This is a genomic window from Alcaligenes faecalis (assembly GCF_002443155.1).
In the GTDB taxonomy this organism is placed as follows: Bacteria; Pseudomonadota; Gammaproteobacteria; order Burkholderiales; family Burkholderiaceae_B; genus Alcaligenes; species Alcaligenes faecalis.
The window spans coordinates 2,495,679-2,516,591 of record NZ_CP023667.1 but is presented as its reverse complement, the minus strand read 5'-3'; the positions used below and the strand labels follow the sequence as shown (position 1 = coordinate 2,516,591).

18 protein-coding genes are annotated in these 20,913 nt (G+C 56.9%); 8 read left to right on the top strand and 10 right to left on the bottom strand.

The genetic code is table 11. The features are described from left to right. The first annotated feature begins 488 nt into the window (after positions 1-488). The 3 genes from smc to ligA are packed head-to-tail and all read left to right on the top strand — an operon-like array spanning position 489 to position 7,165. The gene (gene smc, locus CPY64_RS11840) at positions 489-4,013 is read left to right on the top strand and encodes a chromosome segregation protein SMC (protein ID WP_042482494.1); all 3,525 of its coding nucleotides are present in this window, start codon (positions 489-491) and stop codon (positions 4,011-4,013) included. Between the two features lie 45 nt (positions 4,014-4,058). After that, entirely contained in the window at positions 4,059-5,081 is a 1,023-nt protein-coding gene (locus CPY64_RS11835; protein ID WP_042482492.1) for a cell division protein ZipA C-terminal FtsZ-binding domain-containing protein, read from the top strand. Continuing rightward, positions 5,078-7,165, top strand: coding sequence for an NAD-dependent DNA ligase LigA (gene ligA / locus CPY64_RS11830; protein ID WP_042482488.1), 2,088 nt, complete (start codon positions 5,078-5,080; stop codon positions 7,163-7,165). The genes CPY64_RS11835 and ligA overlap by 4 nt, the downstream gene beginning before the upstream one ends. A 125-nt stretch (positions 7,166-7,290) precedes the next feature. Here ligA and CPY64_RS11825 read toward each other — a convergent pair whose 3' ends face one another. Genes CPY64_RS11825 through msrB form a run of 4 tightly spaced genes read right to left on the bottom strand, consistent with a single transcriptional unit; the run spans position 7,291 to position 9,305 of the window. Then, positions 7,291-8,067, bottom strand: coding sequence for a peptidylprolyl isomerase (locus tag CPY64_RS11825; protein WP_042482486.1), 777 nt, complete (start codon positions 8,065-8,067; stop codon positions 7,291-7,293). A gap of 8 nt (positions 8,068-8,075) precedes the next feature. Continuing rightward, a complete protein-coding gene (locus tag CPY64_RS11820; RefSeq protein ID WP_009456641.1) occupies positions 8,076-8,339 on the bottom strand; it encodes a BolA family protein in 264 nt (87 codons plus the stop codon). 7 nt (positions 8,340-8,346) lie between these two features. After that, positions 8,347-8,913 carry a septation protein A gene (locus tag CPY64_RS11815; RefSeq protein ID WP_009456639.1) on the bottom strand — a complete coding sequence of 189 codons (567 nt, stop codon included), beginning with the start codon at positions 8,911-8,913 and terminating at the stop codon, positions 8,347-8,349. Beyond that, positions 8,910-9,305: a peptide-methionine (R)-S-oxide reductase MsrB gene (gene msrB / locus CPY64_RS11810; protein ID WP_042482482.1), complete on the bottom strand. Its 396-nt coding sequence runs from the start codon at positions 9,303-9,305 to the stop codon at positions 8,910-8,912. Before msrB ends, CPY64_RS11815 begins: the two co-directional genes overlap by 4 nt. A 340-nt stretch (positions 9,306-9,645) precedes the next feature. On the opposite strand from msrB, the gene CPY64_RS11805 reads away from it, so the two are divergent. From CPY64_RS11805 to CPY64_RS11790, 4 genes are all read left to right on the top strand, one after another. Then, positions 9,646-10,815 carry an ABC transporter substrate-binding protein gene (locus CPY64_RS11805; RefSeq protein WP_042482479.1) on the top strand — a complete coding sequence of 390 codons (1,170 nt, stop codon included), beginning with the start codon at positions 9,646-9,648 and terminating at the stop codon, positions 10,813-10,815. 138 nt (positions 10,816-10,953) lie between these two features. Then, positions 10,954-11,991, top strand: coding sequence for a branched-chain amino acid ABC transporter permease (locus CPY64_RS11800; protein WP_042482474.1), 1,038 nt, complete (start codon positions 10,954-10,956; stop codon positions 11,989-11,991). Positions 11,992-11,996: 5 nt separating this feature from the next. Then, positions 11,997-13,829, top strand: a complete 1,833-nt coding sequence (locus CPY64_RS11795; RefSeq protein ID WP_052362908.1) for a branched-chain amino acid ABC transporter ATP-binding protein/permease — start codon at positions 11,997-11,999, stop codon at positions 13,827-13,829. Beyond that, positions 13,826-14,608 (top strand): ABC transporter ATP-binding protein, encoded by a 783-nt coding sequence (locus CPY64_RS11790; RefSeq protein WP_042482471.1) that lies wholly within the window; start codon positions 13,826-13,828, stop codon positions 14,606-14,608. The genes CPY64_RS11795 and CPY64_RS11790 overlap by 4 nt, the downstream gene beginning before the upstream one ends. Here the strand turns inward: CPY64_RS11790 and CPY64_RS11785 are convergent. The 6 genes from CPY64_RS11785 to fdxA form a co-directional block, all read right to left on the bottom strand. Beyond that, complete coding sequence (locus tag CPY64_RS11785; protein WP_009456629.1) at positions 14,605-15,246, bottom strand: OmpW/AlkL family protein; 642 nt, start codon at positions 15,244-15,246, stop codon at positions 14,605-14,607. The two genes, CPY64_RS11790 and CPY64_RS11785, sit on opposite strands and share 4 nt — an antisense overlap. Before the next feature lie 210 nt (positions 15,247-15,456). Further along, positions 15,457-16,149, bottom strand: a complete 693-nt coding sequence (locus CPY64_RS11780; protein WP_042482468.1) for an ATP-binding cassette domain-containing protein — start codon at positions 16,147-16,149, stop codon at positions 15,457-15,459. Positions 16,150-16,393: 244 nt separating this feature from the next. Beyond that, positions 16,394-17,032, bottom strand: a complete 639-nt coding sequence (nth, locus tag CPY64_RS11775; protein ID WP_042482466.1) for an endonuclease III — start codon at positions 17,030-17,032, stop codon at positions 16,394-16,396. Continuing rightward, complete coding sequence (locus CPY64_RS11770) at positions 17,029-17,670, bottom strand: RnfABCDGE type electron transport complex subunit B (RefSeq protein WP_042482567.1); 642 nt, start codon at positions 17,668-17,670, stop codon at positions 17,029-17,031. Before CPY64_RS11770 ends, nth begins: the two co-directional genes overlap by 4 nt. 52 nt (positions 17,671-17,722) lie before the next feature. Beyond that, positions 17,723-18,946 carry a polyhydroxyalkanoate depolymerase gene (locus CPY64_RS11765; RefSeq protein ID WP_042482464.1) on the bottom strand — a complete coding sequence of 408 codons (1,224 nt, stop codon included), beginning with the start codon at positions 18,944-18,946 and terminating at the stop codon, positions 17,723-17,725. Between the two features lie 214 nt (positions 18,947-19,160). After that, positions 19,161-19,484: a ferredoxin FdxA gene (gene fdxA / locus CPY64_RS11760; protein ID WP_026483116.1), complete on the bottom strand. Its 324-nt coding sequence runs from the start codon at positions 19,482-19,484 to the stop codon at positions 19,161-19,163. 240 nt (positions 19,485-19,724) lie between these two features. Here fdxA and pncB point away from each other — a divergent pair, with 240 nt between their 5' ends. After that, positions 19,725-20,900, top strand: coding sequence for a nicotinate phosphoribosyltransferase (gene pncB, locus CPY64_RS11755; RefSeq protein WP_042482459.1), 1,176 nt, complete (start codon positions 19,725-19,727; stop codon positions 20,898-20,900). The last annotated feature ends 13 nt before the right edge of the window (positions 20,901-20,913 follow it).

Here is a 20,913-nt window from a genome sequence, read left to right as displayed (position 1 = left end):
TGCGTGTGTCTTTTCAAAACAGTACGGTGACTGCAAGACACGAATCAAGGTCAGGTATCAGGCAGGACGAGCTGGCTGGGGGCTGCCCACCACAGTTTTCCTGATAAAGCCTGAGCCGGTGCGAAATTTACGAAGAGAGATGGGGAGCAAGAATAACAGGGACTGCGGGGGCAGTGGTATTAGAAATTCATTGCAGGTGTGTGTCTGCTCGGATTTTCGGGCCGGGTGCAGCTTGCTCAAGCCCTATTGTAGATGCCTTGCCTGACCCCGCTTTCCCGCGTGCCAAGCAGGGTAAACAGGGCTTGACGGCATAGGGGTATGTACTGCCTTATCATTCTTGCAGCCATGGCCTGGTTTTCATTTGTTTTTTAGCCGTCTTTGCTATGGGTGGCAGGTGCTGCGGTATCATACGATTCGCGGTGCCAGGCAGATAGAAATGCGCCTGCGCGCCTGTTCAAATTGGTCTTTTCTGAGCTGACTTCTACCCTGTGCGTCTAACCCAGATCAAACTAGCTGGTTTCAAATCCTTTGTGGACCCGACCTCCATTCCAACTCCCAGTCAGTTGGTTGGCGTTGTCGGGCCCAACGGCTGTGGAAAATCCAACATCATCGATGCGGTGCGCTGGGTGCTGGGCGAGAGCAAAGCCTCCGAGCTGCGTGGCGAGTCCATGCAGGACGTGATTTTCAATGGCTCCTCGCAACGCAAACCGGCGGGGCGGGCATCGGTTGAGCTGGTTTTCGATAATTCTGAGGGGCGGGCCTCGGGCCAGTGGAGCACCTATGCCGAGATCTCGGTACGGCGTGTCCTGAGCCGGGACGGAACCAGCAGCTATTTTCTGAACAATCAGGCCGTTCGTCGGCGTGACATTCACGACATCTTTCTGGGGACGGGCCTGGGGGCGCGTGGCTACGCCATCATCGGGCAGGGCATGATCAACCGCCTGATCGAAGCCAAGCCCGAAGAGTTGCGCGTGTTTCTGGAAGAAGCTGCGGGTGTATCGCGCTACAAGGAGCGTCGCCGCGAAACAGAAAGCCGCTTGCGTGATACCCGCGAAAACCTGCTGCGTGTGGAAGATATCCAAAGGGAACTGGATGCGCAGCTGGAGAAATTGCAGGCGCAGGCCGAAGTGGCGCGCCAGTATCGTGACTTGCAGCAAGATGGCGAACTCAAGCAAAACCTGCTGTGGTTATTGAAAGAGTCCAATGCGCAGGGCGATCAGAAAGCCCGTTTCCTGGCGATTGAGCAAGCTCAGACCAAACTGGAAGAATCAATTGCCGGCTTGCGGCATACCGAGTCTGCGTTGGAGTCACAGCGACAGGCTCATTTGCAGGCCGGTGACGCCTTGCATCTGGCGCAAAGCCAGTTGTATGAGGCGGGCTCTCAAGTATCCAGCCTGGAAGCGGAAATCCGTCATGTGCTGGATTCGCGCAGCCGCATGGCGCAGCGCCGTGAGCAACTGGAACAACAGCAGCATGACTGGATTGAACAACAAGAACATTGCCAGCAAGAACTGGAAAACAGTGAGCAGCAGCGCGAAGAAGCCGCGGTAAAGCTGGAAGAATTACAGATTCTGCTGGAGGAGGCGCAAGGCGCCTTGCCCGATCTGGAGCTGCGCGTACGCGAACAAGCCCAGCGTCGGGACGAAATGCGCATGGCGTTGGCTCGTCTGGAGCAGAATCTGGCGTTGGCTGCGCAATCGCAGCGTGATGCCGACCGCCAGATTCAAGGCGTGGAGCAGCGTCAGGAGCGCTTGAAGCAGGAACTGCGCGAACTCAATGCCCCGGACCCGGACAATCTGGAACGGCTGCAAGGCGATCTGAACATGCTGCAAAATCAATTGCAGCAAGCTCAGGAGCATATGCAGCATCTGGAAGCCCAGCTTCCCCGACTGGAAGAAGAGCGCAAGAAAGCGCAGGAACAAGCTGTGCAAGGCGGGCAGGACATGGCCCGTCTGGAAGCGCGTCATTTGGCCTTGAGCCGTTTGCAGGAAGACGTGGCCCGCAAGGGAACGCTGGAACCCTGGCTGGCCAAGCACGGGCTGGAGAGCATGAAACGTCTTTGGCAAAGCCTGGACGTGGAAAAAGGGTGGGAAACCGCGCTGGAAGCCGTGCTGCGCGAGCGCATGACGGCTTTGGAGCTGCGTCGCCTGGATATGGCGGCTGCTTTCGCCAGTGATGCGCCACCTGCTCGTTTAAGTTTTTACCAGTTGCCCGAAGCGGGGGCGCCGGCCAAGCCTGCTCTGGATCTGCCTTTGCTGACCTCGGTACTGCGGCAGCAGGAAGGCGGCTTGCGCAGCTTGCTGGATAACTGGTTGCACCAGGTCTATGTCTGTCAGGATTTGAAGCAGGCCCTGAGCTTGCGCGAGCAGTTGACGGATCAAATGGCCATTGTGGTGCGTGACGGTCATTTGGTGGATAAGCACAGCATTCGCTTTTACGCACCAGACTCCGAACAAGCCGGGATGCTGGCACGTCAGCAGGAAATTGCGCATCTGGAGCGGGAGCTGCGTGGCGCCCAACTGATTGTGGACGAGTTGGGCCATACCAGCACCCAGGCCGAAATGGCCCTGCAGCAAGTGCGTAACGGTCTGGTTCCGGCCCGAGCCCGTGTCGGCGAGCTGACAGCCCGTATGCACGATGTGCAGCTGGAGCACTCCAAGCTGGCACAACAGGCGCAGCAATCGCAAGAGCGCGGTGGTCGTATCAACGAAGAGCTGGAAGAGCTGGCGGTACAGCGCGAAGAGTTGCAGGCGAACCGCGAGGAGTTCGAGGCCCGTTTTGAAGCGCTGGACGAAGAGCTGGCCGAGCATCAAGGCGTGTTTGCGGAAGCGCAGATGGAAGGCGAGAAGGGCGCGGAACTGGCCGAACAGGCCCGCCGTACCGTACACGAGCGCGAACGCGCTGTGCATGATGCCCAGTTTGCCGAGCGCACGTTGGTACAGCGTATGGCTGAACTGGAGCGCAACTTGGCCCTGGCGCAGGAGCAGGCACAACGCACGGCCGGTCAACTGGAAGGTTTGCAAGGCGAATTGCTGGATCTGGACGCCTCTGCTGCACAAGCTGGTTTGCAGGACGCGCTGGAATTGCGCGCGGAGCGTGAAGAAGCCGTTCGCCTGGCAAAAATTCAGCTCGATACCTTGGCTGCTCAATTGCGTGAGCATGAGCAGGCCCGTGCCGAGAATGAAAAGAATCTGGGGCCCTTGCGCGAGCAAGTTACCGAATTGCAGTTGCAGGAACAAGCCTCGCGTCTGGCGGTCGAACAGTTTGCTGAACAGCTGGACAGCAGAAAGGTGAACCGTTCCGAACTGTGGAGCTTGTTACAGGAAAAGACACCAGAATGGCAGCGTGTGGGCTGGTTGCAGTCTGAAGTGCAGCGTATCTCGCGCCAGATTGAAGGCCTGGGCCCGGTGAACCTGGCGGCCCTTGAAGAGCTGACTACAGCGCAAGAACGCAAGACCTACCTGGATGCCCAGCATAAGGATTTGAGTGATGCCATCGAGACTCTGGAAGACGCGATTCGCAAGATTGACCGCGAGACGCGCCAGTTGCTCATGGAAACATTCAACATCGTTAATCAGCACTTTGGCGAGCTTTTCCCAAGGCTATTTGGTGGTGGAGAGGCTAAACTGACAATGGTGGGCGATGAAGTGCTGGAGGCTGGGGTGCAGGTCATGGCCCAACCGCCGGGCAAGCGCAATAGCACGATTCATTTGCTCTCGGGTGGTGAAAAGGCATTGACCGCGACTGCACTGGTTTTTGCCTTCTTCAAGCTGAACCCTGCCCCGTTTTGTTTGCTGGACGAGGTGGATGCGCCGCTGGATGATGCGAATACCGAACGCTATGCCAATCTGGTGGCCAGCATGAGCGACCAAACCCAGTTTTTATTTATTTCTCACAATAAAATTGCCATGCAAATGGCCAAACAACTGATCGGGGTCACGATGCAAGAGCAGGGTGTATCCCGAATTGTGGCAGTGGACGTAGACGCTGCCATGCAAATGAGCAGCGTGTAAGCCTGTTTTTTTTAATCCGCTAGTGTTGATTCGACGGAACTGACAATGAGTGATTTGCAAATCGCACTGATTTTATTGGGCATTTTGCTCATCTTGCTCGTGGTGGTCTTTAACTGGTGGCAAGACCGCCGAGTGCGCCAGCAGATGCAAAGCCAATTCCCGGATGGGGACACCGATCCCCTGATGAGCCAGCTTACCGAGCTGGAACGCCGCGAGCCCAGCATGACGCGTGGCGGGGATGTTGCGTCTGCTGATGGTGAGCACGATGCGGCCGAGGCCGACTGCACGACCGAGGCCGTCATCGACATCAGTTTCAGCCAACCCGTAGATGCGCAGGATCTGGCCCAAGCCCTGCAGTCGGTCTCGCGTACGGGTGCCAAGCCTGTGCGTTATTTTGCTGAATGCGAAGGGGGCGGTCACCGTGCTCGTTTGCGTTCGGGCGAGTCCTACGCCAGCATGCAGATTGCCGTTTTGCTGGCCAATCGCAGCGGTCCCTTGTCGGCGATTGAGTGGTCGCAGGTCTGGATGGCTGCGCAAGCGCTGGCCCAGCAGTTTGATGGCGCGGTAGAAGGGCCCGAGCAAGATGACGTGTTGCGTCGTGCCGCTGCCCTGGATAATACCTGCGCTGACCTGGATGCTCTGGTGGGTGTGTCGGTGCGCTTGCCCGGCCCCATGCCTGCTTCGTCCGTGATTCAGATGGTCAAGGATGCGGGCTTTCTGCCCTTTGGCCAGCAGCTGGCCTGGCTGGCGGATTCGGGTCAGCCCCGTTTTACCGCCATGTTCGATGGCGCCCAGCCCAAGGATATTCAGTCGGCCAGCATCGAGCGTATCGACTTGCTGCTGGATTTGCCCAACAGCCCGGCGGACGATCATGCCTTCAGCCGCATGGCTACCGTGGCCCGCGATCTGGCCAGCCGTCTGGATGGCGTGGTGCTGGATGATCAAGGTCGTCCCTTGCCTGAGAGCACCGATCAAAACATTGATGAACAACTAAGTAATCTGTACGAACGCCTGGAGCAGGCTGGCTTTACAGCAGGCCAGGAACGTACAGGCAGGATTTTTTCGTGAGCTTGAAGCGAGTACAGCAGTTACATGAAGAACTGGCCCAGCATAACTGGGCCTATTACGTTCAGGATGCACCCAGCATTTCGGACGCGCAATACGACGCATTGATGAACGAGCTGCTGGCGCTGGAAGCCGAGCACCCGGAATGGATTACTCCGGACTCACCCACGCAGCGCGTGGGTGCAGCGCCGCTGGACGGCTTTGACACGGTTCAGCACGCTGTTCCCATGCTGTCTCTGGGTAATGCCTTTGATGACGAGGAAGTGCAGGCTTTCGACAAACGTGTCGCCGATACCTTGGTCGACGCAGGTGTGGTCGGCTTGGATCGTCGGGTAGATTATCTGGCTGAATACAAGTTTGACGGCCTGGCGATCAGCCTGCGCTATGAACAAGGTCTGTTGGTGCAGGCATCGACTCGCGGTGATGGCACCACGGGCGAGGACGTCACCAGCAATATTCGTACTATCAAATCCATTCCTCTGCGCTTGCTCGGCGATGCGGCACAATTGCCCGCCGTGCTGGAAGTGCGAGGCGAGGTTCTGATGAACCGGGCGGACTTTGAGCGCCTGAACGAGAACCAGACCAAGCGTGGCGAGAAAGTATTTGTGAATCCGCGCAATGCGGCCGCAGGTAGTTTGCGTCAACTGGACCCCAAGATTACAGCCAAACGGCCTTTGCGTTTTTTTGCCTATGGTTGGGGTGAGGTCAGCCCTATGCCTGCCGCAAATCAGCCGCAAAATGCCTTGTTTGCAGAGCCTGCGGGCGAGGCACTGCCCCGTGATACCCAATCGGGCATGATGGACTGGCTGGAAAGCCTGGGCATGCCGTTGAGCCGCGACCGTAAAGTCGTGCAGGGCGTGCAGGGTCTGCTGGATTTCTATGGTGAAACTCAGCAGCGCCGTCCCGGTTTGCCCTTTGAAATTGACGGTGTGGTCTACAAGGTCAACTCCCTGGCTGCGCAGCGTGTTCTGGGCTATGTGGCCCGTGCGCCGCGCTTTGCCGTTGCTCATAAATTCCCCGCGCAAGAAGAAATGACGCGTGTGGAGAGCATTGAGTTTCAAGTCGGCCGCACGGGTGTGGTCACGCCGGTTGCGCGCTTGAAGCCGGTTTTCGTGGGCGGTGTCACGGTTACCAATGCCACGCTGCATAACGAAGACGAAGTGCGTCGCAAAGATGTGCGTGCTGGAGATACCGTCGTGGTGCGCCGTGCCGGTGATGTGATCCCCGAAGTAGTTGCTGTGGTGCTGGAACAGCGCCCTGAAAGCAGCGTGCCTTTCGAGATGGTCAAGGAGTGCCCCGCTTGTCAGTCGGCTCTGGAGCGTCTGGAAGGAGAGTCCGCCTGGCGGTGTACCGGCGGCCTGATTTGTCCCGCCCAGCGCAAGCAAACCCTGATTCATGCAGCCAGCCGTAAAGCGCTGGACATTGAAGGCTTGGGTGAAAAGCTGGTGGACCAACTGGTGGAAACAGGTCTGGTCCATACCTTGGCTGATATTTTCAAGCTGAAAGTTGAAAAGCTGGTGCTGCTGGAGCGCATGGGCCGCAAGTCGGCCGAGAACCTGATTGAGGCGATCGACAAAGTGCGTGAGCCGGCCTTGAATCGCCTGGTTTACGCCTTGGGTATCCGCCATGTGGGCGAGACCACGGCGCGCGATCTGGCACAGCATTTTGGCTCCTTGCAGGCTTTGGAGCAGGCTGATGAAGAGGCGCTGCTGCAAGTCAACGAAGTTGGCCCGGTCGTCGCGGCTTCCGTGCGGCACTTCTTCCAGGAACCACATAATCGTGAGGCTCTGGATGATTTGCTGGCGGCTGGGGTGATACCTCAACAGGCACAAGCCCGCGCCAATAGCGCTAATCTGCCGCTGGCGGGTAAAACGGTGGTCATTACAGGTACGCTCCCCAGCATGAGCCGTGACGAAGCCACGCGCCGCGTATTGGAGGCAGGGGGCAAGGCCAGCGGCTCGGTCTCCAAAAAGACTGCTTATGTGCTGGCGGGGGCAGAGGCCGGTTCCAAGCTGACCAAGGCGCAGGAATTAGGCGTGACCATTTTGGACGAAGCCCAGTTTCTGGCTTTATTGGCGGGTGAGTAAAGCACCCCCATGAACAACATTCAGTGAACGATCTTCACCACAAACAAATATGGCGCCCTTGGGGCGCCATATTTGTTTTTCCTGCAAGCCGCTTTATCGAGAAGACAAAGCGGCCGTCAAAGTCCTTACTTGATGTTGGCTTCTTTCAGGATTTTCTGCTGGTACTCGGCCAGCTTGCGCTGACGCATCATTTCTTCCAGCTGAGGCTTGACTTCAGCCATGGCCGGGAAGGTCACAGGGCGAGCATCGTCCACCTGGATGATGTGCCAGCCAAACTGCGACTGCACAGGCGCAGCGCTCAGCTCGCCTTTTTTCATCTTCTCTACAGCCTGAGCGAACTCGGGCACGTAGGTGGAGCTAGGAGCCCAGCCCAGATCGCCGCCTTGCTGGCCGCTACCGGTGTCGATGGAGTCTTTCTTGGCCGCATCAGCAAAGCTGACTTTCTTGGACTTGATCTTTGCCAGCAGGTCTTTGGCAACTGCCTCGTCCTTGACCAGAATGTGGCGTACCTTGTATTCCTGCTGACCTTCTTCCATCGCCTTGATGGTGTTGTATTCCTTGGTCAGATCGGCGTCGGTGACGGGATTCTTTTTCAGGTAATCGGCCATCAAGGCACGGACCAGAATGCTCTGGCGGGCCAGTTCCAGCTCTTGCTGAACCTGGTTGGTCTTGTCGATACCGGCTTTTTCAGCGGCTTGCACCACGGCCAGACGGTTGACCATTTCCTGTTTGACTTGCTCACGCAACTCGGGCGAGTCCTTGGCGCCTTGCTCGACCAGAACGGCGACGAACTGATCCAGGTCTTTTTGCGTGAGGTTTTTGCCGTTTACGGTGGCAATCGTCTGTGCATAGACGGGAGCAGCCATAGCGCAGGTCAGGGCAAATGCGGCAATACGTTTCATGAGCATCCTTAAGCGGTGGTTTTGGCTTGAATAGCCAATGCGTGAATCGGGAAAGGCATTAGATCGTGGACGCGATCATACACAAGTCTGTGTCGTGCCAGTGTTGAAATTCCATCAAATTGTTTCGAGGCGATGATCACCCGAAAGTGGCTTGCACCACCTTGTGCACCGGCGTGGCCAGCGTGCAGATGGGACTCATTGATGATGTCCAGTTCCGACGGTTCCAGTGCCTGGAGCCGTTCGTGAATCAGGGAAGCAAGTGCGTCTGTCATGGCGAAATCAAGATTTGGGGGGAGTGGAGTTGTCGGAAGAGTCTTGCAGGTAGCGGCCCAGCCACAAGGATTGGGCAACGACAAACACCAGCATCAAACCGAGCAGGCCAAAGGCCTTGAAGTTGACCCATTGGGATTCGGTAAAGTGGCCCGAGAAGGCAACGTACAGATTGACCAGGCCCATGGCGACAAAAAAGCTCGCCCAGACCAGGTTTAATTTGTCCCAGACATGGCCGGGCAACACCAGGTGGGTGCCCATGAATTTTTGCATCAGGTTGCGATGCATCAGGTAACGTCCGCCCAGCAGCACCAGCGCGAAGATCCAGTACAGCACCGTGGGCTTCCAGCGGATGAAGACATCGTTGTGGAAGAACAGGGTGGCACCGCCAAAGACCACAATGACGGCCAGATTGATCCAGTGCGAGGTCTCGATCGCCTTGCTGGTGAGCTTTAGCCAGAGTATCTGCAGGACCGAGGCAGCCATGGCCACGCCGGTTGCCACGTAGATGTCGGAGAAGCGAAATGCCAGAAAGAACAGAACCAGCGGGAACAGATCAAATAAAAGCTTCTTCATGCTTCGGGTTCAAAAGTCATGGATAGAGAGTTAATGCAATATCGTAGCCCAGTGGGTGGGGGACCGTCTTCAAAGACGTGGCCCAAATGAGCATCGCAGACATTGCACAGCACTTCGGTGCGCCGCATGCCGTGGCTGGTATCCAGCTCCTCGCGCACATTGTCCGGGTTCAGGGGGGTGAAGTAGCTGGGCCAGCCGCAACCGGCATCAAACTTGGTGTCCGAAGCAAACAGGGGCGTGCCGCAGCCCACGCAGCGGTAAATGCCGGACGTGGTGGTGTCCCAGTAGCGGCCGGTAAAGGCACGTTCCGTCCCTTTCTGACGGGTGACATAGAATTCTTCGGGGCTGAGCTGGGCGCGCCACTCGGCCTCGGTTTTACGTACTTTTTCCACGTGTGCTGCCTTATGAAAAACAGATCAATGCCTACAGGAGGCGCAGTCCTACATAGTAATCGACAATTAGAGTGCGTTTGGAACAGAGGGTTCCAAAGTGCAGATCTTCCTGACTCCCAAGCGGGCTCCCCGTTAAAGAAAATGGCAGGGCAGGGCACTTAATTCGTGAGCTATCACTTTAGTTAGTGCACTATTTAAACTTTTAATATTTAAGGTAAACACCAATATCTGAAATCCGCGTGACTTGATACGTTTCTGGTATCTGCTGGTGATTATCTGTATTACGATTTTTTGACCGTTAAATCGGTCCACAACAATGAACAAAATTTGGGAGAAAAGGATGAACTGCATTACTACTGGTCGCCTGACGACATTGGCTGCAGCCCTGGCCTTGAGCCTGCCCGTGGCCGTGTCCGCGCAGATCAAGGTAGGTGTGACGGTGGCAGCGACAGGACCGGCGGCCTCGCTGGGCATTCCCGAGCGCAATACAGTCAGCCTGCTGCCTACCGAAGTGGCCGGCCAGAAAATCGAGTACATCGTTCTGGACGATGCCACCGATACCACCGTGGCCGTACGCAATATGCGCAAGCTGATTACCGACGACAAGGTCGACGTGGTGATCGGTACTTCCGTGACGCCCGGCTCCCTGGCCATGGTGGACGTTGCTGGCGAAACCAAGACTCCCATGATCAGTGTGGCCGCCAACGCCAAGATTGTTGATCCTGTGGAAGGCGCCCGTACCTGGGTGTTCAAGACTCCTCAGAATGACCAGCTGATGGCTGGCGCCCTGGCTGATGCCATGGTCAAGCAAAACGTCAAAACCCTGGGCTTTATCGGCTACAACGATGCCTACGGAGATGGCTGGCTGAACGTGATTACCGAAGCCGCTCAAGCCAAAGGCATCAAAGTGCTGGGCGCCGAGCGCTACGGTCGTAACGACACCAGCGTGACCGGCCAGGTTCTGAAGCTGCTGGGCACCAAGCCTGATGCTATTTTGATTGCCGGTTCCGGCACGCCTGTTGCCTTGCCACAGCGTGAACTGAAAGGCCGTGGCTACGCTGGCATCATTTACCAGACACACGGTGCGGCCAACAGCGACGTGCTGCGTGTGTGCGGCAAAGACTGTAACGACATGATCTTGCCAGCCGGTCCTTTGCTGGTTGCCGAACAGCTGCCTGACAGCAGCTCGGTGAAAAAGACCGCCATGGAGTACAAGGAAAAATACGAAGCCAAATACGGCGCTGGCTCCATCAACACGTTTGGTGGCCACATGTGGGATGCCGGTTTGCTGGTGACCGAAGCCATTCCGGAAGCCTTGAAGTCCGGTGCCAAGCCAGGTACCCCGGAGTTCCGCGCAGCCTTGCGTGACGCTCTGGAGCAGACCAAAGAGCTGGCCGCGTCCCAAGGTGTGTTCAATATGTCCGCCACGGACCACGCAGGCCTGGACAAACGTGCCCACGTGATCGTGAAAGTGGTCGACGGTAAATGGACATATCAGCCTGATCTGTAATATCTGACAGGCAAAAACCGGCTCTCCAGCCGGTTTTTTCCGAGGCGGGTGCTGGCTGATCCTGGCACCCGTTCCCGCTACAGGCCTGCGTTTGCCGTAAGCCCTTTGCCCTTTTTGTTGTACAGGATGTTGTCCGACATGGATACCACCATCGCTTTAATTTTGTTGCAGGATGGCATATTGAATGGCGCCATCTATGCCTTGCTCGGGCTCGCCCTGGTTCTGGTTTTCCTGGTTACCCGCGTCATCTTTATCCCGCAAGGTGAATTTGTCACCTTTGGCGCCCTGACCCTGGCCTTTGTGGTCAATGGCCGCATGCCGGGAACCGTTATTTTGTTATTGATCGCCGGTGCGCTGGTGTTCTTGCTGGAGTTGCTCTCTGCCTTGCGCAGCCGCAGCCTGGTGGGCATGCCCCGCAAGTTCCTGGTCAATATCGTGATCCCTGTCGCGGTTTACTTTGCCGCTCCCGCCATTGTCAGCTCGGAGCTGCCTTTGTGGGTGGCCGTGCTGTTTTCGCTGGCGGTCGTGATCCCTCTGGGCCCCATGGTGTATCGACTGGTGTACCAGCCTATTGCCGAAGCCAGTGTGCTGGTGCTGCTGATCACCTCGGTGGCGGTGCACTTTGCGCTGACGGGCCTGGGTCTGGTGTTCTTCGGTCCGGAAGGCTGGCGTACGCCTCCCTTCATGGAAGGGGAAGTGTCCCTGGGCGCAGTAAGCTGGTCCGCACAGACCTTCTTCGTGATGGGCGCTTGCGTGCTGCTGATTCTGGCCTTGTGGGGCTTTTTCGGTAAGACCCTGTATGGTCGCGCCTTGCGTGCAACAGCGGTGAACCGCCGTGGTGCCCGTCTGGTGGGTATCAGCACCAATATGTCCGGTTCCCTGACCTTCACCCTGGCTGCGGCCATTGGTGCCTTGTCCGGCATGCTGATCGCTCCTGTGACGACCATCTACTACGACACGGGCTTTTTGATTGGTCTCAAGGGTTTTGTGGCGGCGATTTTTGGCGGCCTGATCAGCTACCCCGTCACCCTCTTGGGTGCCTTGTTCCTGGGGGTTCTGGAAGCGTTTTCCTCTTTCTGGGCCAGTGCCTACAAAGAAGTTATTGTATTTACCATGGTGATACCGGTGTTGTTGTGGCGCTCCTTCGGTAGCAAGCACGTGGATGATGAGGAGTAAATCACATGAGACACTGGCTGACGCTACTATTTATTGCGGTTCTATTGGTTTTGCCGCAGCTGGGCGCAACGCCCGAATTCTGGATTACCCAGCTTAACTATATTGGCTTGACCAGCTTGGTCGTGCTGGGTCTGGTGCTGTTGACGGGCGTGGGCGGTCTGACTTCTTTTGGTCAGGCTGCGTTTGTGGGCCTGGGTGCGTACACCACGGCTTATCTGACCGCTCGCTTGGGCTGGTCGCCCTGGTTCAATCTGCTCATTGGCATGGCTATTACCATGATGGTGGCCTACATTCTGGGCGCGATCACACTGCGCTTGTCCGGCCACTTCCTGCCCCTGTGTACCCTGGCGTGGGGTCTGGCCTTGTACTACCTGTTCGGCAACCTGGAATTCCTGGGTCAGTACGACGGTATTTCCGGGATTGCTCCTTTGGAGTTCTTCGGTATTTCCCTGTCCTCGGGCCGGGATATTTACTACCTGATCTGGGCTTTTGCCTTGCTGGCCATGTGGGGTACACGCAACCTGCTGAACTCACGTCCTGGGCGTGCCATTCGCGCTCTGAAGCACGGCAGCGGCATGGCCGAGTCCTTTGGCGTGAACATGGCCAACTACAAGGTCATTGTGTTCGTTTACGCCGCCTTGCTGGCTTGCATATCCGGCTGGCTCTACGCGCACTACCAGCGCGCGGTGTCGCCCAGCCCCTTCGGTTTGAACTACGGTATTGAATACCTGTTCATGGCTGTATTGGGTGGTGCAGGCAGTGTTTGGGGCGCGGTTCTGGGCTCGGCCCTGGTACTGAGCCTGAAAGACCAGTTGCAGAACTGGCTGCCCAAGCTGCTCAATACCGACATCAACTTCGAGCTGATCGTTTTCGGTATCTTGATGGTGCTGATTTTGCAGTACGCTCGCGACGGTCTGTGGCCTATCCTGCACAAGGCCTGGGAACAGGTTTTCGGTGCACAGAAGCGCAAACAGGCGCCTCCTCCACAAGCCGAGGCCCTGCCTCAACGTGAGCGTCCCCAGGCGGGTTCGCTGGTTCTGGAAGTGAACAAGATCCGCAAGGAGTTCGGTGGTCTGGTCGCTGTGAACGATATCAGCTTCACCTTGAATGCGGGTCAGATCATGGGCCTGATCGGTCCTAATGGCGCAGGCAAGAGCACGACCTTTAACCTGATTACCGGCGTGCTGTCGGCTACCAGCGGTCAGGTCAGTTTCCTGGGGCAGCGGATTGATGGCAAGCCCGCACGCGAGATTTCTCGCCTGGGCGTAGGCCGTACCTTCCAGCACGTGCAATTGCTGCCTACCATGACAGTTCTGGAAAACGTGGCGTTGGGCGCTCACTTGCGTCGTAATGTCGGTGTGGTCTCCGCCGTCCTGCATACCGAACGTCGTAGCGAAGCCGAGTTGCTGCATGAAGCTGCTGTTCAACTGGAGCGCGTGGGTCTGGGGGACTACCTGTACGAAGAGGCTGGCAATCTGGCTCTGGGTCAGCAGCGTATTCTGGAAATTGCCCGTGCCCTGGCTTCTGATCCATTGCTCTTGCTGCTGGACGAGCCGGCGGCTGGCTTGCGCTACAAGGAAAAGCAGGAACTGGCCAAAGTGCTGGATCAGCTGCGTAGCGAAGGCATGAGCATTTTGCTGGTTGAGCATGACATGGACTTTGTCATGAATTTGACGGACAAGCTGGTTGTCATGGATTTTGGCACCAAGCTGGCCGAAGGTTTGCCCAAGGAGATTCAGGAAAATCCAGCGGTGCTGGAAGCCTACCTGGGTGGTATTGATGACGACCTGGATCTGGATCAGGTCAATGAGCCCGCCTCGGCAGGAGCAGCGCTATGAGTTCGGCACAATCGAAAGACATTATCCTGAAGGTAGACAATCTGGCGGCTCAGTACGGCAAAGTCAGTGCTGTGATGGGTGCCAGCCTGGACGTGCGTGCCGGCAGCATTGTGACCGTGATTGGTGCCAACGGTGCTGGTAAATCCACCTTGCTGAACTCCATGATGGGCTCTTTGCCCAGCGTGGGCCGCAGCACCGGCTCGGTGCAGTACGAAGGGCAGGAGATCAGCCATTGGGAAGTGGAGCGTCGCGTGGCGGCTGGCATTTCCCTGGTGCCGGAACGCCGCGAGCTGTTTGGCAGCATGACGGTGGAAGACAATCTTCTGCTGGGCGGCTTTCGCCTGTATCGCGCCCGCCATCCTGGCTGGCGCGACACCATGGACAAGGTTTACACCTTGTTCCCACGCTTGAAAGAGCGTCGTACTCAGCTGGCAGGGACTTTGTCAGGCGGGGAGCGGCAGATGCTGGCCGTAGGCCGTGCCTTGATGGCGCAACCCAAAGTGCTGATGCTGGATGAACCCAGCCTGGGCCTGGCGCCGCGTGTGGTGCGGGAGATCTTCATGATCATCGCCCGACTGCGCAGTACCGGCGTGGCCATCTTGCTGGTCGAGCAAAATGCTCGTGCCGCTTTGCAAGTGGCTGACTACGGTTATGTACTGGAGACGGGCGATGTGGTACTGCAAGGGCCCGCGTCTGACCTGGCTCATAATCCCCGAGTGATAGAAAGCTATCTGGGCTTGGGGCAGGGCAAACGCGAGCAGGAAGAAGCCAGCGCTTAGAAGCGGTAGCCGACCCCGATGGTGGCAACCACGGGGTCCAGCTTGGCTTTGCCAATGGACTGACCGTTCAGTTTCACGTCTGGACGGATGCTGATGTAGCGTACATCAGCGTTCAGGAACCAGTTCTTGTCCAGCTTGTAATCCACACCGACCTGGGCTGCAAAACCCCAGCTGTTTTTCAGTTTCAGGTCGGAGCCTGCCAGAGCACCGCGCGATTCGGTGTCAAAGAACATGGTGTAGTTCACGCCCACGCCGACATAGGGCTGGAAGTCGCTGTCAGGCAGGAAGTGGTATTGCAGGCTCAGGGTCGGGGGCAAGTGCTTGGTCTTGCCGATACGGCCCAGATTGCTGTCGATATTGTGCTGGAAGGGGAAAGCGCCCAGCAGCTCAATACCAATATTGCGGGTGGCCATGTAGGTCAGCGAGAAGCTGGGGCGAGCATTATTGCCTACGTCCAGCTTGACAGTGCCGTCAGCCACAGAGCCGTTATTGGATTTTGGGGATACCCAGGTCACGCCACCTTTGAGCAAGAAATCACCCGCTTCGTGTGTTTGGCCTTGAGGCGCGTACAAAACAGCGGCCAGTCCAACAGCAAGCAAGGACAGGTGCAGACCTGGAATCAAGTGGCGGGATTTCATAGGAGCTCCGTAGGTGTGTGTAAAGCCTACAGAGTGCATGAGGGCTGGGCCCGCAGATTTGATTCAAAGCAAGCCTCAGAGGTAGTTGGCCGCCTGACCTTGTTGTAGATCAAGCAAGCAGACTTCATGCCGAGTGAATTTTGGCACTATGTCTGTTTTTCGCATCACTTGGTAACAACCCGGAAATGGAAAGCCTTGGAGCTTGTCCGGTTATTCCGGGGCGGTATGGCTTAATTCGCTACGGCCGAATCGCTCGATAATTTGCCCTTGCTCGAGCACATGAAACTGATCGCTGAATTCTGCCGAGAACTGCGGGCATTGTTCGGCCAGCACAATGGTGTAGCCTTCGTTGCGCAGTGTGCAGATCAACTTGCTCAGTGTCTGGGCCTGCACCGGGGCCAGACCCTCGGATACCTTGTCCAGAAGCAGCAGATTCACACCCGTGCGCAGCAAGCGTGCAATCGCCAGTATTTTCTGCTCGCCAGTGGAAAGCTGCGTGGCCATGTGGTGACGCCGTTGCTCCAGGCTGGGCAGCAGCTCGTAGATTTGCACCAGCGACATACCGCCACCCAGGGCGGTGCCTATGGCGGGTGGCAGCAGAAGGTTTTCCTCGCAGCTCAGGCCGGTAAAGATGCTTTGTTCGTAGGGGCTGTAGCCCACGCCCAAATCTGCCAGCTGATGCTGGTTCAGATGAATGGCTTCGGTGCCTTGAATACGGATGGAGCCGCGGCGGCTATCCGTCAAACCCACGATGGCGCGTAGCATGGCACTGCGGCCGGCACGGTTGCGGCTCAGTACGGTGCAGATTTCGCCTGCAGCAACCTGCAAATTCAATCCGCGCAAGAGCGGAAACTCTCGGTGCCAGGCGTACAGATTCTCAATATCCAGGGCAGCCCGTGTCATGAGAACGCTCCTTGTCGTGAGTCGTCAATATGGGCCTGTACGTTGGCTGGTTGGCGCAGGAACCCGTTACGCGTCCTTTGCCTCTTACCGCGGTGATTCCATCGCCAGCAAACTATAGGCAGAGTCCTTCATGCGTTTCAGTATGGAAGCGCCGACGAAGCAAAACTATGCGGGTTTGTCATAGGATGGTCCGGTTTAATGCACTGTTTGGTAAACAAATGTTGTTAAACCGGGTATGTGTTACTTAAGTGTTAACAGTTTTCGGTTTGAAGTCGCACAAATCCGAGATGCCGCACTGGGGACACTTGGGCTTGCGGGCCACACAAATGTAGCGACCATGCAAAATCAGCCAGTGGTGGGCATCCAGTAAAAAGGGCTTGGGTATCACTTTTTCCAGCTTCTTTTCCACTTCAACCACGTTTTTGCCTGGGGCAATGCCGGTACGGTTTGCAACGCGGAAGATATGGGTATCCACCGCAATGGTGGGCAGACCAAAAGCGGTGTTCAAAACGACATTGGCGGTTTTGCGTCCTACGCCTGGAAGGGCCTCCAGTGCTGCGCGGTCACAGGGGACCTGGCCTTGATGCTGTTCCAGCAAAATCCGGCAAGTCTTGATGACGTTGGCCGCTTTGGTTTTATACAGACCTATGGTCTTGATGGCGTCTCGCAGACCTTCCTCACCCATGGCCAGAATCCCTTCCGGCGTGCCATGTTCCGGGAAGAAACGGGCGGTGGCCAGGTTCACGGAACGGTCTGTGGCCTGGGCCGACAGGATCACGGCAATCAGCAGTTGAAAGGTGTCGGCATATTCCAGCTCGGTGGTGGGCTTGGGGTTGGCGGCCTGAAAACGGCTGAAAATCTCGTGGCGCTTGGCAGCGTTCATGACGTGGTTTCGCTTGCAGTCTTGCCGGCGCGTCGCGCACGGGCGCGGGCCAGGGCAGAGGCAATGGATGCCTCGCGTTTATCGGCCTGATCGGCCGAGTTGGCCAGGACGGGTTTATTAGCCAGTGTGCGGGCAGCCAGGTCCGAGCTTTCCTTGTGGCGGGCCAGCAGACGGTCGCGGCGCTGTTCCGTATCCAGGCGCGCCTGCATGGCTTGCTCGCTGCTCCATTCGTCGGTAGGCACCATGCTGATGCAATCCACCGGACAGTGCGGTACACAGAGCTCGCAGCCGGTGCAGCGGTCGGCCAGTACGGTGTGCATCAGCTTGTTGGCACCAATAATGGCATCCACCGGACAGGCCTGAATACAGAGTGTGCAACCAATACAGTGTTCTTCAATGATTACTGCGCGGCTGGGGCCGGTAAATTCCCCACAGGACGGGTCCAGGGGCAGGGCCTCACGACCCAGCAGTTCGGCCAGGGCCTGTACGCCTTCCTGACCGCCGGGCGGGCAGCGGTTGATCGCCTCGCCTTCAAGCGCAATGGCTTGGGCGTAGGGCAGACAGGCATCGTAACCACAGCGGGTGCACTGGGTTTGAGGGAGCAGGGCGTCAATGCGCCGTATTAAGGTGTCGGACATGAATGCAAAAACGGGGCCATCTGGCCCCGTCAGAAACGGCATAAGCCAAATATCAGCTGTGCTGACGGATGAAGTCCCTGATTTTAGGACAGATCAGCGTGCGCCAGCGGCTTCCGGAGAAAATCCCGTAATGGCCACAGTTGGGTGCAGTGAATTGCTGCTTGAGTTCAGGCGCGATTTTCGAGCACAGCCCTTGCGCCGAATGGGTCTGACCCTGGCCGGAAATATCGTCCAGTTCGCCTTCAATGGTAAACAGAGCTACGCCATCAATATCCTGGGGGCGGACTTGTTCGCCATGCACGTGCCATTGGCCTTTGGGCAAGCGGTGTTCCTGGAACACGATGCGGATGGTGTCCAGATAGAACTCGGCAGGCATGTCCAGCACGGCATTGTATTCGTCGTAAAAACGGCGATGTGCTTGGGCGTCGTCATCATCACCCTTGATCAGGTGCTGATAAAAGTCGTAGTGCGAGCTGACGTGACGATCCGGATTCATGGCTACAAAACCAGCGTGCTGCAAAAAGCCGGGGTACACACGACGGTGAGCACCGGGGTACTTGGTTGGCACGCGATGAATCAGATTGTTCTCAAACCAGGAATAGGACTTGGTGGTGGCCAGACGGTTCACCTCGGTAGGTGACTGACGGGTGTCGATGGGGCCACCCATCATGATCATGCTGCGTGGCATCACGGCCGAGCGACGGCTTGCCATCAGCGATACGGCAGCCAATACCGGCACCGTGGGCTGACAAACCGACATCACGTGCACATTCGGGCCCAGTGTCTGGATGAACTCCTGCACATACAGGACGTAATCGTCCAGATGGAAGGGGCCGGCCGAGCGGGGCACCATGCGGGCATCAATCCAGTCAGTGACATAGACCGAGTGATCGGGCAGCAGCGCACGTACGGTTTCACGCAGCAAGGTGGCGTGGTGGCCGGACAGGGGGGCAACCAGCAAAATCGTGGGGTCCTGATCGGCTTTGGGGTGATCGCGCTCGAAGTGGATCAGCCTGCAGAAGGGCTTGCTCAGACGTTCGACCTCGCGCACGGCGACGGTTTGGCCGTCAATCTGGGTTTCATTCAGCCCCCAGGCCGGTTTTTCGTAATCCTTGCCGATTCGGTGTACCAGTTCAGAGGCGGCCGCCAGTTGGCGCGACAGGGGCGTATAGGCCAGTGGACTGTAGGGGTTGGAAAACCATTGGGAGCTGGTGCCGGTAAAGGCAGCGAGCGGGGCCAGAAAGGACCGCTGAAGTTCGTGCAGATCGTAAAGCATAGTGTGCGCCTTGGTGTTGCCTAATTTGATACAGAGGAATGTATATGCTTATTTCCTTGTGGGAAACAATACGACGTTTACCGTTCCTCTGGTCTTGGGATTTTCCCTTGCTGCGGTGCGGCAAGTTTTTTTATCAAAAGGCGAGATTGGGCGCAAGGGTGGCTGGATGCAAACGCAGCCACCGGGGCGAGCCTGTATAGAGCGAGCTAAGGGCTTAGCGCTCCAGATACTGTAGTTTGTTCTCCACACCATTCCAGTCGTCCGCATCTTCCAGCGGTTTTTTGGAGCGGTTGATGCTGCCAAAGACAGGGGTCAGTTCAGCATTCAGTTCGATGAAGTGAACTTGATCCTGCGGTACATCTTCTTCGGCAAAAATGGCATTGGCCGGGCATTCGGGAATACAGACAGCGCAGTCAATGCACTCGTCCGGGTCAATCACCAGAAAGTTCGGGCCTTCACGAAAACAGTCGACGGGGCACACATCCACACAATCGGTGAATTTGCACTTGATACAGTTTTCGGTGACGACGTGGGTCATTTCAGTAACACTCCTGCGGTATCGCTAAGGCGGTCAGTCACGGCAAAGGGCCGTGGATGGGGTGCGCGACAACGCACAGGGCCTGAACGATAAAAATGGGATTTAAATCGAATCTTTCGATTTTAACGAATATTCAGCTTCTTGCTTATTGAGATGGCGCAATAGCTCACCTGCTAGATAGCTGTACGCAAGAACTGGCGCCCGTGCTATGGTTGCGCAATCAAAATCGGTAGGTTTGTGATGATCATTACCTCTTTACTTGATACAGACCTGTACAAGTTTTCCATGATGCAGGTTGTTTTGCATCATTTCCCGGCTGCGCATGTGGAGTACCGCTATAAATGCCGTACTCCCCATATTAATTTGAGTCAGTACCTGGACGAGATCCGGGCGGAAATTCATGCGCTGTGCCAGTTGCGTTTTTCAGACGCCGAGCTGGATTATCTGCGCAGCCTGCGCTTTATCAAAAGCGACTTTGTCGATTTTCTGGGGCTGTTCCATCTGCCTGAGCGCTGCATTCAGGTGCAGGCCGGGAATGTGCCTGGCGAGATCGAAATTTCGGTTCAGGGTCCCTGGCTGCACACGATTCTGTTCGAGATCCCGGTGCTGGCCATTGTGAACGAGGTTTACTTTCGCAACGAATGTCCACAACCCCCGTGGGCAGAAGGGCGTGAGCGTCTGCAGTCCAAAATGCGTCTGGTGGTCGATGATCCGGCCCTGAGTGACTTTCGCGTGGCGGATTACGGCACGCGCCGTCGCTTTTCCAAGCAGTGGCACGAAGAAGTGGTCACCACCATGATCGAGCAGATGAAGCCGCACTTTGCGGGCACCAGCAACGTCTGGCTGGCCATGAAGTATGGGGTGACGCCCCTGGGCACCATGGGACACGAATACTTGCAGGCTTGTCAGGCCTTAGGCCCTCGTTTGCGTGATTCGCAGATTTTTGCTCTGGAAGTGTGGGCCAAAGAATATCGCGGTGATTTGGGCATTGCCTTGTCGGATGTTTATGGCATGGATGCCTTCCTGCGCGACTTTGACATGTACTTCTGCAAGCTGTTTGACGGTGCCCGTCACGACTCGGGCGATCCCTTCATCTGGGGCGAACGCTTGTTGGCGCACTATCAGGCCAACCGTACCGATCCGCGTACCAAGACCTTGGTGTTCTCTGATGGTTTGACCATTCCCAAAGCCATTGAACTGGCCTTGCGTTTTGCAGGCCGCTGCAAGGTGTCTTTCGGGATTGGCACCAACCTGACCAACGACCTGGGCCATGAACCCTTGCAGATTGTCATGAAGATGGTGCGTTGCAATGGCCAGCCCGTGGCGAAAGTCTCGGATGCGCCTGAAAAAACCATGTGTGATGATCCGGCGTATCTGGCTTACTTGCGGCAGGTTTTTCAGCTGCCTCCGGCTTAGAGATTGAGGCTTC

Coding starts and splice junctions, on each gene's coding strand:
- CPY64_RS11835 (WP_042482492.1), top strand. CDS start 4,059: ATGAGTGATTTGCAAATCGCACTGATTTTATTGGGCATTTTGCTCATC.
- CPY64_RS11825 (WP_042482486.1), bottom strand. CDS start 8,067: ATGAAACGTATTGCCGCATTTGCCCTGACCTGCGCTATGGCTGCTCCC.
- CPY64_RS11820 (WP_009456641.1), bottom strand. CDS start 8,339: ATGACAGACGCACTTGCTTCCCTGATTCACGAACGGCTCCAGGCACTG.
- CPY64_RS11815 (WP_009456639.1), bottom strand. CDS start 8,913: ATGAAGAAGCTTTTATTTGATCTGTTCCCGCTGGTTCTGTTCTTTCTG.
- CPY64_RS11805 (WP_042482479.1), top strand. CDS start 9,646: ATGAACTGCATTACTACTGGTCGCCTGACGACATTGGCTGCAGCCCTG.
- CPY64_RS11800 (WP_042482474.1), top strand. CDS start 10,954: ATGGATACCACCATCGCTTTAATTTTGTTGCAGGATGGCATATTGAAT.
- CPY64_RS11795 (WP_052362908.1), top strand. CDS start 11,997: ATGAGACACTGGCTGACGCTACTATTTATTGCGGTTCTATTGGTTTTG.
- CPY64_RS11790 (WP_042482471.1), top strand. CDS start 13,826: ATGAGTTCGGCACAATCGAAAGACATTATCCTGAAGGTAGACAATCTG.
- CPY64_RS11785 (WP_009456629.1), bottom strand. CDS start 15,246: ATGAAATCCCGCCACTTGATTCCAGGTCTGCACCTGTCCTTGCTTGCT.
- CPY64_RS11780 (WP_042482468.1), bottom strand. CDS start 16,149: ATGACACGGGCTGCCCTGGATATTGAGAATCTGTACGCCTGGCACCGA.
- nth (WP_042482466.1), bottom strand. CDS start 17,032: ATGAACGCTGCCAAGCGCCACGAGATTTTCAGCCGTTTTCAGGCCGCC.
- CPY64_RS11770 (WP_042482567.1), bottom strand. CDS start 17,670: ATGTCCGACACCTTAATACGGCGCATTGACGCCCTGCTCCCTCAAACC.
- CPY64_RS11765 (WP_042482464.1), bottom strand. CDS start 18,946: ATGCTTTACGATCTGCACGAACTTCAGCGGTCCTTTCTGGCCCCGCTC.
- fdxA (WP_026483116.1), bottom strand. CDS start 19,484: ATGACCCACGTCGTCACCGAAAACTGTATCAAGTGCAAATTCACCGAT.
- pncB (WP_042482459.1), top strand. CDS start 19,725: ATGATCATTACCTCTTTACTTGATACAGACCTGTACAAGTTTTCCATG.